The following is a 12,761-nucleotide window of genomic DNA, read 5'->3' as shown; positions in this document are numbered from 1 at the left end:
TCAAACCTCCTTTCTAGTATCTTTTATACTATTTTTTATTAATTCAAATAATTGATAAGTTAAAACTACTGACATTCCAACAAAAGCAAAAACTCCTGAAAGATACAGCCAATTCATTGAGATTTGAAGAACTGGGAACTTCTGAGCGGATACCGAGTTCGCTAACTCAATACTAGATAAAAACATATAAAAAGCGAAAAATAACATGACAATTTTACCCACAATGATTAATATTTTTTGAAATTCACTCCTTAATAAACCTCGGAAGTGAGTTATTGATAAATGACCCTCATTTTTAGTAACAATAATTGCACCCATAAATATTACCCACGGAAAAAGTATTGCTGTTAACTCTCCTGAGAAAGCAAAGGGAAAGTTAAAGAAATATCTACTTAAGACCTCTAAAAAAACAATAATTGTTAAGAGAGACATGAGCAGTATAGTAAATACATCAACTACTTGAATAAAGTTATTTATAATAACATTAATAAAACTCTTCCGTGGATATTCCATTATTATTTCCTCCTTATGTTTAAAAGGTAGAGTGTTAAATTACTTACATCACACTCTACCTTCTAAATTAATTTTTCGCCTGACGGTACTCTTCTAAAAACTTATATGTTTCTTCCACCGCTTCAGCTGGTATCGTTTTTGAAATACTATCAATTTTAGGTTCTAGTACATCACGAAATGCTTGAATATCTGGTTCAGTAATTTCGATAAATTCATCTTTTAAAATTTCTAACATTTCTGCATCCTTCTTTTGAATATGAGCCCTAGATAAATCTCTCGCTTCATACGCGGCTTCTTGGATAATCTCTTGTAATTCTTCATCTAAGCTATTCCATAAATCGTCATTCATAATAAAGTTTACGTGCCAGTAAAAATGATTGGTTAACGCCAAATAGTCTTGAACTTCATGGAAATTCGTTTCATATATAGCTGATGGTGGATTAAACTGACCATCAACAACACCTTGAGACAACGCCATATATACTTCAGTGAATGGCATCGTTGAAACAGCACTTCCTAACTCTCTAAAACTTTCAATCCAAATAGCCTCATTCGGACTTCTCATTCTCAATCCTTTTAAATCATCTGGATGATAAATGGGCTTATTATTAGTAGTAATCTGCGCAAAGCCAAGTTCAGTGTGCGCTAATACTTTGAACCCTCTCTCAGATGCTAATTCTTTCCATCTATCTCCTACAGGACCATCCAATACTGCATATGCTTCATCATAATCATCTACGATAAACGGTAATGATAATGTATTATATTCTGGAACTATATTCGCAAACAAACCACCAGCTAACTGTAGTTCAAGAGCACCAACTTGCACCATATTTACCATCTCTTGTTCAGTACCAAGAGACTCCCCAAGGTGGATATCAATCTGTAGACGACCATCCGTTTTTTCTTCTACAACTTCTTTAAACTTTTTTGCCGTTATATCTCTAACAGACCCTTCTGTTGTATTAATTCCAAGACTCCATTTATAGACTTCTGATTTTGGATTATCACTTTCTTGTACTTCGGAACTAATATTTGTTTCTGTACCGACACTAGTTCCACAAGCTGTTAGAATTGCACCGAAAACAAATAGAAAACTATATAACAAACTGCGAAATTGTTTCTTCATACTACTTCCTCCCTTTTTCTATTCCTTCTTCATTGATTTGCTTACTATTTTTTTTACTCTAGTAATACTCTCATGAATTTAAGAAAACAAAATCAACCAACACTCCCCTCTACCAAGTTAGGTCCAAACTTTTTTACGTTTATTTATTGCTAACCATGTGCAACTTATAGTCATATATTAAAGCGACTAGGATTAATCGTCATTAGTCACCATCCACAAAACCATATTATCTTTTTGGATGTTTCATCTAAATGTAACTGATTTCTAAACCAATGTTCGGAGGCTTTAGTTCCCTCTTTTCGTCATGTACAATATTTCCTCGGACAATCGTAATAACGACTTTTCCTATTGTTTCTACGTTTTCATAAGGTGAATATTTATTACGAAATAAAATGTCAGATTTGGTAACTATATATTTTTCATTTGGCTTAAAAATTGTTAGGTCAGCATCATACCCAACCTTTATCGTTCCTTTATTACGAAGTCCGAAGCGCTTTCCTACATTTTCAGTCATCATTGGTAAAATCGTTTCAAGAGGAATTCCTCGTCTGGTTGCCTCTCCTATGAAAAAAGGAAAAGCGAATTGAACCCCTTGAATTCCCCCCCAAGCCTTCCAAATGTTTTCTTCCCCTACTTCCTTCATAGAATAAAGACATGGAGAGTGATCAGAACCAATCGTATCTACCCACCCTTTTTCAATACATCCCCACAACTTTTCTATCGTTTCTAAATCTCGTAATGGCGGAGCACATTTTAAAATCGGACCTTTCTGCAAAAAGTCTTGATCACTAAAAAGTAAATAATGCGGACAAACTTCAACTGTGACATCATAACCTTGCTCTTTATATTGAAATATCAATTCGATCGCTTCTGAAGAACTTACGTGAACGAAATGTACAGAAGCTTTCGTTTGTTCGATTAAACTAAGTGCATGTTTAATCGCCGCAAATTCAGCTTTAAGTGGTCTACTTTCTAAAAAAGCTTGCCGATCTACTCTGTTGTTTTCTATTAGCGCCGTCGTATACATTTGAATTTGTTCATTTTCCTCTGCATGAAGAGCTAAGACCGTTCCTAGTTTCTTTGATATAAGCATAGCTTCTTTCAATTGCTCTTTCGATAAACAAGCAAAATCACTAATCCCACTTTCTGATAGAAATGCTTTAAAACCTACAATGCCGTTATCTCTCATCAACTTTAATTCTTCTTTATTTCTAACATTGTCAGCAGTAATACCGGCCCATAAACCAAAATCAATCGTAGATCTTGTCTGGAGATGCTTCTTCTTTTCATCTAAAATCTTCGTGTTAACAACGGATGGACTACTATTTAACGGCATATCAAAAATAGTTGTCATTCCACCAACTGCTGCTGCTTCGCTTCCAGTCTCAAAGCCCTCCCACTCTTCTCTTCCAGGATCATTAAAATGAACATGAGAATCTATAAAGCCCGGAAACACATAGCAGCCATTAGCATCAACAACCGTTATACCGTTCTCTAATTCTTGTTGTTCGATCGGTAATATTTTTTCTATTAATCCATCTTTCACAAAAACATCGACGTTTTTAAAAGTTTGATCAATAAATACTTTTCCATTCTTAATGACTAATTGCATTTCCCTAATTCCTCCTCATATCAATTACTTAATCCCCATTTTGTATGAATCATCCAAACAAATGACAAATTATGTAAGGTTTTATCACACAAAACTTTCTGATTATTACGTTTTTTTGTACAGTATAAACAACAATAAATTATCGAACGAAATATTATCAGTAAGAAAGGAGTAGATTGAGGATGAAATTAGTAGAGGTTTTGGCTCTCCCAACATTTAAAGAGGCTAAAGTCGTTGCCGGACATCATAATTTAGCTAACGTTGTCCAATCTGTAAATCTTATGGATGCACCTGATATTATTCATTATTTAAATCAAGGGCAGTTACTACTCACTACTGCCTATTCAATTAAAAACAACCCAGTTGCACTAATTGAATTAGTGAAACAAATGTCTGAACAAGGTTGTGCAGCTCTTGGATTAAAAACGAAAAGATATATTGAAGAAATTCCAGAAGAAGTGATTACGGAAGCAAATGAACGAAACTTCCCAATCATTGAGCTACCGTTACATTATTCACTTGGAGAAATGTTAACTGAGGCTTTAAGCGGGATCCTAAAAGAAAGAACCGAGGAATTAAATTACGCACTCAGTATTCATCGAGAATTTACAGACATTGTAATTTCCGGCGGCGGGTTAACGAATGTGATTAATAGCCTATCTTCTATTCTTGATGTCTCTGTGATTTTATTAAATACACGACTAGAGATTATGGCGTCTTCAAAGGACATTGATCGAGAGGCTTTTTTCTCCGTATATAAATACATTCATGATATTACAAATCAAGAACAAATCAACCAATTTAAAGTTCTGACACTTCCATTAGACGATACAACTAGTGAATATAAACAATTTTCTCTATATCCAATTCAGACAACCAACCAACAAAAAGGGTATGTCGTTATACTAGGAACTTCTCTAAAGCAGCAGTATTCTTCTTTACTTGCTGTGGAACAAGCAGCTAATGTGATTTCATTTGAATTCATGAGGTTACACGCCATTGAGCAGCAATCAAGAAGGTTGAAGAATGAATTTTTCTCTGACTTAGTGGATGGGGTTATTGCAACGGAAGAAGAAATAATCAATAGAGGGAAAATATATACCATCGATAAATCATTACAATATATTTGTATTACCTGTAAATTAGATCAACTTAATCAAATTGAATTAGAAAAACACTCATTAAAAGCAGAGAAAAAGATTCATAGCCAAAGAGACCTTATCTATGATCTACTTGACACCGTGTTAATTAAGCAGCTTGGAAATAGCATTTTATTTACGAAAGGAGACATATTTTCCATTTTAGTCGGCTTTGAATTTTATAATGAAACGATTGAAAAAGAAGTTTTTGAGATCATTAATCAAACACAACAAGATATGCTGCAAACATCAAACATTTCTTTATCGTTTGGAATTAGTAACTATGCTGAAAACGTTAGAGACATCTCTATTTCATATAAAGAAGCCGTTGAAGCTCTGCGCATAGGCTATCGAGAAAATGAAGAAGGCTTTATTAAGACATATCGAACAAAAGAACTAACAGAGTTATTGAAAACAATACCGTCACAAAAATTAAAGGAGTTTTACAAATCTACTTTAAAGGAATTAGCCTATCCAGAAGATAAAGAAAAACAAGATCTTGTACAAACCCTCTCTTGTTTTCTTAATAATAACTGCCAAATTTCTGAGACAGCAAAAAGTATGTATATACATCGAAATACCGTCATTTACCGAATTAAGAAGTGTGAAGACATAATAGGAAGAGATTTAAAAAGTGCAGATGAAACGTTGAGGTTAAGGATTTCATTTTTATTAAAGTCGATTTTAGTTTAGTAAAATTTAACTTTCATAGTAGGATAGGTCACTTTATCCCTTACTATGAAAGTTAATTCAAACTCATCTTTGTCTCCGTAAATATACTAAGAACACCTCCATTATTTCCTTATTTCTATATAACTGAGTAAATTTCATAATTACCAAAAACATAAAAACTTTTTCGTATATAAAGCTGAACTTCAATCAGTGGGGGGTTTTCCTTCATCCCCCACTGATTGTTAGTTCAACTTATCGGACCTTTAGGGGCAGTTTATCCCCCACCTAAACTTCTCGATTTTCTTAAGTTTTGAGGTGGGGGTCTTACTTGCCCCTTAAGAGTGGGATAAAGTTTTTTCTGTAAAATACATATAAATATATTTGAAAAAAACACATTCTTTTTACAATATGTTACAATTGATCTAATATAAAAGGCTATATAGTTTAAACTGGCATAACAACATCAGCGTGTGGCCAAAGTTAAATTTGGACATTTTCTAAGAAGGGAATGAATTCAAATTGTTCATTATTGTTATTGATCTTGATGGAACTGTCCTATATACGTCACCTCAACAACAGTTTCCAACAATGGAGTCCAAAATATCACACGGTAAAAAAATGTTCATCCATTACATACATGAGGATGATCGAAAAAATACTCAAGAAATGCTTTACCAAGTTACACAAAAGAAGACAAAATCTTCAATTTCAATACGTTTACTTAATCAGGAAAATAAATCAACACTTGTAAAAGCAAAACTTATCCCTAACATCAATCATGAAAACAAAATCATTAGTATAACAATTGAAGCATTACCACCCATTGATAAAAAAGTTATTAATCAATCATTAAATTCAGATAACACACTATATAACCATCTTGAAGATACTATCTTTTCTATTTCTCCAAACGGAATCATTAAAGATATAAACCTTGCCGGAGAACGTTTATCTGGTTATACAAAAGAAGAATTAATTGGAAAGAGCTACATACCTTTTATACCAATTATTGAGTTACCTAAAGTGTTACACAAAATAGATCTTGCTAAACAAGGGTATATTCAAAACTTTGACACTACTTTTTATCATAAGTCAAAAAAGCTTATCCATGTACACGTATCCTTAATTCCAGCTATCGTTAACAATCAAGTTCAAAAGATCTATGGTATTTCAAAGAATATAACTCAATACAAAAATACAGAACTTCAATTACAATGGTTAAATATTAAGTATCATAACTTGTTAGATAATTACCCTTATGGGATATTCCAAGTAAATTCATTCGGACAATTTATTGAGATTAATCCTACTGGACATAAAATTGTTGGATATTCAAAAGAGGAAATTCTTAACATGAACTTTATGAATTTGTTACATCCAAAAGAAATTAAGTGGGGGTCTGAACGCTTTCGAGAGATCTCTGAAATGAAAGATCAACCACCTACAGAAAAATTAACTTTAATTCATAAAAACGGGAAACATATCTATGGTAATTTAACAACAATACCCATTTTTATGAATGGTAAAGTTGAAAGTGTTTTTGGTGTATTTAAAGATACAACCGAAGAAGATACACTTATTGAAAACTTAACCTCAGAGGAAGATACTTTTCATAAGCTATTTAATGAGGTTACTTTTCCAATATTCATTTCAGAAATTACAACTAATCAGGAAAAAGGGAGATTTCTAGAGGTAAACAATAAGGCATGTGAGATACTGGGGTATTGTAGGTCCGAATTAATAAAGAAGTCTTTTAAAGACATTATCGCAAAAGAATACCTTTCACTAAGAATGAAAAGTCTTAATAATCTACAAGAAGAAAGGGTTACTATACTAAAATCCATGCATATAGACAAAAAAGGTAAGAAACTTCCTGTTGAATTACGAACGTGTATTTCGACATTTAATAACGAAAAGGTTTTCTTAACTATTGCCAATTACTCTTTCGAAAACACTTCTACCGATCACCTAACCGCATATGTGAGTGATGATCCTGGAAAAAACCTAAGAGTACTTATGGCCCAAATGGATATTAATTCTTCAGAGTTAGCCGAATTAACTGGTCTAACCGTTGCTACAATCTCTAATTTACGAACCGGAAAAGTCAAAAAACCTAACATTGAAACTGCTCGTTTGATTGCTGATGCATTAGGAACGAAAATTCACAACATCTGGCCACCCCTTTATTATTAGACTACATTTAACTTTCAATTAGTGGAAAAGAGAAATACGCCACTCATTGAGAGTTATACTTTTTCTTTTATCCCACTCTTAAGGGGCAGTAAGACCCCCACCTCAAAACTTAAGAAAATCGAAAAGTTTAGGTGGGGGATTAACTGCCCCTTAAGGTCCGATATAGAATAACTTTCATCAGTGAAAGCTGATGATTAGTTATTATTATGCCTGTGGTATAAGTTAAACTAACAATCAGTGGGGGATGAAGGAAAACCCCACTGATTTAATATCCTAACTACTTAGATACTGTATATAGGTTTACGTGGCTCGTTTTCGGTAATTATGAAATTCACTCATTTAGGGAATTATCTAACTGCCACAAAGATGTTTCTAAATTGACAGCACCACCTTTAGCATAAAATTGAATCCCTTGGCTTTCCTTGGAAGGAAAAATTCTTCCTGTAAATACTTCTTCTCCATCATTAATAAATAATTCGATCGAGGAAGTATCTACAAAAATACGAAATGTCAATGTACTAGATCCGATTGTGCATTTTCTCTCTGTTCCAAATGCTTCACCGACCGGCTCTCCTGATAAGGACCGATCAAAGATAACCTGTTTTGTCCTTGAATCATATTTTATCGTTGTTTTTTCATTTTCACCGACTCGAAGTTCGATACCAAACTCTTCAGCAGTAAAGTTAGTAAACTCTGCGCTTAGTTCATAACTTTCCCCGTAAAAACCTTTAAATCTTCTTGTTTCATTATCAATCTCAGTATCTATTTCCACTTTTTCTTTACGAAGTTTTTCAAGTTCTTTAATAGGTTTTTGTAATAGTTTCCCTTCGTGAATTGATAATTCTCTAGGAATTGTTAAGCAATGGGCCCATTCATTTTTATCCGTTGGGTAGTCAATCTCAGGTAAGCCCATCCATCCAACTAATATTCGACGACCTTTTGGGTCGAGCATCGTTTGTGGTGCATAAAAATCAAATCCACGATCCAATTCTATGAATTGACCATGCTCTAATACCTTTTTTTCTAAATCTAGCCTCTCACCAAGTACATAACCAGATTGGTAAATGTTTTGAAACTTATCTCCCTCTGGTTCAATTCCTTGTGGTGAAAAAACGAGTACTCCTTGATTTTGAAGTTCAAAGTAATCTGGACACTCCCACATGAAACCAAACTTTTCTAAATTCGTACCAACTTCACCTTCAAATGTCCATTCTATAAGATCCAGAGAACTATAGAGCAATATACAACCTGTTTCCTCTGTTCGCTGCGCCCCAAATACAGCATAAAATGTGTCATTTTCTTTCCATACTTTCGGATCACGGAAATGATCAGTATACCCTTTTGGAATTTCAGAAATAACTGGTTTTTCCATTTTTGTAATATGACCATTTGTATCCATGACAGCTATGCATTGGTATGGGTGGCGTTTCCAATTTTCATCTCGAGTGTTACCCGTATAGAAGAAGTATAAATTTCCATTGTGCTCAATTGCACTTCCAGAATAAGCCCCATGACTATCAAAATAATCATTCGGCCTTATGGCTATTCCAACATTTTCCCAATTTACAAGATCTTTAGATTTTTTATGGTACCAATATTTCAAACCATGTACTGGCCCGAGTGGAAACCATTGATAGAACAAATGGTATTCACCATTGTAAAAAGAAAATCCATTTGGATCATTAAGAAGTCCAATCTCCGGTTGAATATGAAACGTTTGTCTCCATGGACAATTTTTAACTTTTGCCATTAAGTTACTGATTTCCTCTATTTCTACTTCCTCTATTCGACGGTACCTTTTTTCTACAGTCCACATGTTTATCAAAAACTCCTCTCCATAATATCGTGAATTTCATTTTCCCCTAAAGAGAACTCGTTCTAGCAACGCTCGAACATCGGAAATTCAGATGGAGTCTCAACTTCACCTGAATGGAAGTTCCCACCTACGCTACGCTTAGAGGTGGGGGGGCTATGACCCTTAAGTTCAAATCAGTTTGATGAATGATGAAATTCACACTAATTAAATAATTAAAGGAGAATCATACGATTCTCCTCTTATTTGCTAAACTTAAGCAATATTTTTTTGATTTTCAACGATATCAGTCTTTTTCATTTCTTTTTTCGCTAAAACCCATGTGATACTAAATGCAATGGCAAATGAAATCGCCATACCGATGATGAAGTAAATTAATACATCTGGAATAATAGCAATAACACCTGGTAAACCAGCTGCGCCTAAAGCGACTGCTTTTACTTTAAAGATCGTTACAAATGCAGAAGCAATTGCTGCTCCAATAATCGCACCGATAAACGGGTAACGAAGTTTCAAGTTAACACCAAACATTGCTGGCTCTGTTATTCCTAATAGTGCTGAAATACCTGATGCAGAGGCAATACTTTTCATTTTTTTGTCTTTAGTAGTAGATAATACTGCTAAAGTTGCTGCACCTTGGGCTACGTTAGACATTGCTGCGATTACAAAGATAAATGTTCCACCTGTTCTTGCAATATCTGCTAATAATTGTGTTTCTACCGCAATAAAACTGTGATGCATCCCTGTAATAACAATTGGTGCATAAGCTAGCCCTAATACAGCTGCTCCAAGAAATCCTGTAGTATCATATAACCAAATTAATCCATCAGATAATAAGTGACCTGCGTTACGAGTAATTGGTCCTACAAATGTAAATGTTAAGATTCCTGTAATAAAAATTGTAAATAATGGTGTTAAAAGATTATCTAATGCTGAAGGAATAACTCTTCTTAAATACGTTTCTACTTTTGCTAAAATAAATGACGCTGCTAATACTGGTAACACCGAACCTTGATATCCTACTTTTTCAATTTCGTAACCAAAAATATTCCAAACAGGAATTTCCCCACTAACTACAGCACCACCATATCCCCAGCCATTTAATAAGTCTGGATGAACCATGATCATCGCTAGCGCTGCACCTAGGTAAGCGTTACCACCGAACCGCTGAGTTGCGGAAAATCCAATTAAAATTGGTAAAAATACAAACGCTGCGTTCGAAAACGTATTAATTAACGCTGCTAAATCCGCAATTCCAGGATTGGCACTTACTAGTGATTCGCCTTTAATAAATAAGTCTTCTGCCGTCAACAAGTTATTGATACCCATTAATAAACCGCCGGCTACGATCGCTGGTATAATTGGTACAAATATATCAGAAAGCATCTTTACAAAACGTTGCAAGGCATTGAGTTTTTTCGCACCAGCATTTTTCACATCCTGCGTAGACATTTCCGAAAGCCCTACCATTTTTGAGAATTCTTTATGAACGTTATTCACAATTCCTGCACCCAAGATTACTTGGTATTGCCCTCCAGTTGAAAATGTCCCTTTCACTGCCTCCATATTGTCTAACTTTTCTTGATCTACTTTTGACTCATCATGTAAAACTAAACGCAACCTTGTAGCACAATGAGTAGCTGCTGAAACATTTTCCTTACCACCAAGTGCCTGTAATAATTCTTGTGCGGTTTCCTTGTAATTCATGAAAAATACCTCCTGATTTAAAATTTTCGATTTCTTTGGAACCGGTTCCTTTTTGTAGCATAAAAAAGCACACAATCAAGAACCGGTTCTCTTTTAAAAATAAAAAACAATAAGTTCATAAAATGAATTTGGAACCGGTTCCTTTTTTGTAGATCCGATTTCTTAATTTAATTATAGCTGATTTACATTTAACTTGTCAACGCTTTCACGAATAATAATTTCAAATTTAGACAAAGTTTTTTTTGAAATTTTTTCTCCATTCACTAACTTTACGATACTATTTGCCGCCATTCTCCCTGCATCCTGATAAAAAAATTTAGCCGTCGTCAAGCCTGGATTCATCATTTCAGTCACTTCATACCCTCCAAAACCAGTGATTGACAGATCTTTTGGAATTGTTAACCCATTCATGTAAGCCGCCTTAAGAGCTCCGATTGCAATATTATCCGTTGCACATACAATCATTGACGGTTGGTATTCTTTAATGATGGAAGGCACCTTTATTAAAGCTTCAGCAATTTTAAAGCTTGTTTCAAAATATTTCACTTCACAACCTTTTATTTCTTGCATAGCCTTTTTAAAACCTTCTTTTCGTTTTACTCCAACAGCAATATCTTTTTCACTTACACCTAAATATGCTATCTTTCGATGGCCTTGCTCAAGAACATATTTCCCTAATTCATAAGCTGCTTCATAATCATTATGAACGATACTATACAACTGTTGATGTTCTTGACCAACAACTATAACTGGTATCTGGATCGTCTTAATTATTTCTATGTGTCTTTCAGTAATCTCAGTTGCAAGTAAAATAATCCCTGCAACCTTTTGCTTTGTTAATGTTAGAATACTTTCGATTTCACGTTCTAAATCTAGACTCGTATTCGAAACAAACATTTGATAGTTACATTCTCGTAAATACTCGTCAATACCAATTAACGTTCTAGCTGTTGCATAAGAATCTAGGCGCGGTACAATAATTCCAATGATATTAGTTTTTTTCGCTTTAAGGCTTTGAGCGAAAGTGTTAGGCATATATCCCGTTTCTTCCATTACTTTTTCAATCTTTTTTTTCGTTTTATCACTGATCGAACCACCGTTTAAATACCTGGAAACCGTACTTTTAGCTACTCCAGCTATTTTAGCGATATCTGCAATTGTATTCATGCTCTCAACTCCGAATTCATCTTTTCTTTCAGATCTTGTTTTAGAAATTTTTAGTCACCCTGAGGAGGTCTTAACTCCTTATCTAAGATTATACGTTTCACGGGCTAATATTTCTAGAATATATACGACTGGGATCTGCGTCGTAATATTCGAACCTTCAAATCGTTCTTCTGTAACATAGTAGGGGATATTTAAATGAGAAATTTTCGCAATCGTTGAATGTTTACTATTTGTTATACTAATAACCTTACTTCCTTCTTGGTTTAATTGATGAATATGATTAACCGTATAAGGATTTTCCCCTGATACAGATAAAGCAATTGTAACACTATTATGTAATATATTTGAATGAATTGGAAAATGAGGATCTTTAATATACATCGAAAACTTCCCTAAACTCGAAAAATACCTCGCACCATATTCAGCTAAAATTCCCGAACTACCTATTCCAATAAAAATGACCGTATCTGCTTTTGCTACTAAAGCAGCCGCTTGTTTAATAATTTCAGATAAATTACCTGATAACGTACGTTCAAAAAATTCTGTAATCGATTGTTCGCCGGTCTTAATCACTGATTTTTCATTATTTTCTACATACAGTTTCAGCTTTACTTTAAATTCTGAAAAACCTTCACAACCAATTTTCCGGCAAAAACGCAATATGGTAGCTGTTGAAACATGGGTTTCATCTGCTAATTCTCTTATTCGCATATAAGCAACTTTATCAGCATGTTGAGTGATATAGTTGTACAAGGTCATATCAAGTTCATTAAATGAAGCAATTTCTTCATTGGTAAACATATCACTTTCCCCTTC

The 12,761-nt window shown here is 34.1% G+C and carries 9 protein-coding genes; 2 read left to right on the top strand and 7 right to left on the bottom strand.

Features of this window, described 5'->3' with window-relative positions; genetic code table 11:
• The 3 genes from BKP45_RS16475 to allB all read right to left on the bottom strand — a co-directional run bounded on the left by BKP45_RS16475 (nucleotide 1) and on the right by allB (nucleotide 3,254).
• Nucleotides 1-513: a TRAP transporter small permease gene (locus BKP45_RS16475; RefSeq protein WP_245747435.1), complete on the bottom strand. Its 513-nt coding sequence runs from the start codon at nucleotides 511-513 to the stop codon at nucleotides 1-3.
• Nucleotides 514-580: 67 nt separating this feature from the next.
• A complete protein-coding gene (locus BKP45_RS16470) occupies nucleotides 581-1,642 on the bottom strand; it encodes a TRAP transporter substrate-binding protein (protein ID WP_071389693.1) in 1,062 nt (353 codons plus the stop codon).
• A 247-nt stretch (nucleotides 1,643-1,889) separates the two neighbouring features.
• Nucleotides 1,890-3,254 (bottom strand): allantoinase AllB, encoded by a 1,365-nt coding sequence (gene allB / locus BKP45_RS16465; RefSeq protein ID WP_071389692.1) that lies wholly within the window; start codon nucleotides 3,252-3,254, stop codon nucleotides 1,890-1,892.
• A gap of 182 nt (nucleotides 3,255-3,436) precedes the next feature.
• Between allB and BKP45_RS16460 the strand changes: the two genes are divergently transcribed.
• Complete coding sequence (locus tag BKP45_RS16460; protein WP_071389691.1) at nucleotides 3,437-5,086, top strand: PucR family transcriptional regulator; 1,650 nt, start codon at nucleotides 3,437-3,439, stop codon at nucleotides 5,084-5,086.
• A 498-nt stretch (nucleotides 5,087-5,584) separates the two neighbouring features.
• Nucleotides 5,585-7,258, top strand: a complete 1,674-nt coding sequence (locus BKP45_RS16455) for a PAS domain S-box protein (RefSeq protein WP_071389690.1) — start codon at nucleotides 5,585-5,587, stop codon at nucleotides 7,256-7,258.
• Nucleotides 7,259-7,589: 331 nt separating this feature from the next.
• Here the strand turns inward: BKP45_RS16455 and BKP45_RS16450 are convergent, their stop codons facing one another.
• The 4 genes from BKP45_RS16450 to BKP45_RS16435 all read right to left on the bottom strand — a co-directional run bounded on the left by BKP45_RS16450 (nucleotide 7,590) and on the right by BKP45_RS16435 (nucleotide 12,746).
• Complete coding sequence (locus BKP45_RS16450; RefSeq protein ID WP_071389689.1) at nucleotides 7,590-9,074, bottom strand: glycoside hydrolase family 32 protein; 1,485 nt, start codon at nucleotides 9,072-9,074, stop codon at nucleotides 7,590-7,592.
• 252 nt (nucleotides 9,075-9,326) lie between these two features.
• Entirely contained in the window at nucleotides 9,327-10,778 is a 1,452-nt protein-coding gene (locus tag BKP45_RS16445) for a sucrose-specific PTS transporter subunit IIBC (protein ID WP_071389688.1), read from the bottom strand.
• A 171-nt stretch (nucleotides 10,779-10,949) separates the two neighbouring features.
• Nucleotides 10,950-11,945 carry a LacI family DNA-binding transcriptional regulator gene (locus BKP45_RS16440; protein ID WP_071389687.1) on the bottom strand — a complete coding sequence of 332 codons (996 nt, stop codon included), beginning with the start codon at nucleotides 11,943-11,945 and terminating at the stop codon, nucleotides 10,950-10,952.
• Nucleotides 11,946-12,023: 78 nt separating this feature from the next.
• Nucleotides 12,024-12,746 carry a MurR/RpiR family transcriptional regulator gene (locus tag BKP45_RS16435; RefSeq protein ID WP_071389686.1) on the bottom strand — a complete coding sequence of 241 codons (723 nt, stop codon included), beginning with the start codon at nucleotides 12,744-12,746 and terminating at the stop codon, nucleotides 12,024-12,026.
• Nucleotides 12,747-12,761: the final 15 nt, after the last annotated feature.

It is taken from the genome of Anaerobacillus alkalidiazotrophicus (assembly GCF_001866055.1).
Note: the sequence above shows the minus strand (reverse complement) of the source record. Positions and strands in the feature narration are given on the sequence as shown.

Excerpts from the sequence above, each read along its gene's own strand:
- BKP45_RS16475 (WP_245747435.1), bottom strand. The coding sequence starts at position 513 with ATGGAATATCCACGGAAGAGTTTTATTAATGTTATTATAAATAACTTT.
- BKP45_RS16470 (WP_071389693.1), bottom strand. The coding sequence starts at position 1,642 with ATGAAGAAACAATTTCGCAGTTTGTTATATAGTTTTCTATTTGTTTTC.
- allB (WP_071389692.1), bottom strand. The coding sequence starts at position 3,254 with ATGCAATTAGTCATTAAGAATGGAAAAGTATTTATTGATCAAACTTTT.
- BKP45_RS16460 (WP_071389691.1), top strand. The coding sequence starts at position 3,437 with ATGAAATTAGTAGAGGTTTTGGCTCTCCCAACATTTAAAGAGGCTAAA.
- BKP45_RS16450 (WP_071389689.1), bottom strand. The coding sequence starts at position 9,074 with ATGTGGACTGTAGAAAAAAGGTACCGTCGAATAGAGGAAGTAGAAATA.
- BKP45_RS16445 (WP_071389688.1), bottom strand. The coding sequence starts at position 10,778 with ATGAATTACAAGGAAACCGCACAAGAATTATTACAGGCACTTGGTGGT.
- BKP45_RS16440 (WP_071389687.1), bottom strand. The coding sequence starts at position 11,945 with ATGAATACAATTGCAGATATCGCTAAAATAGCTGGAGTAGCTAAAAGT.
- BKP45_RS16435 (WP_071389686.1), bottom strand. The coding sequence starts at position 12,746 with ATGTTTACCAATGAAGAAATTGCTTCATTTAATGAACTTGATATGACC.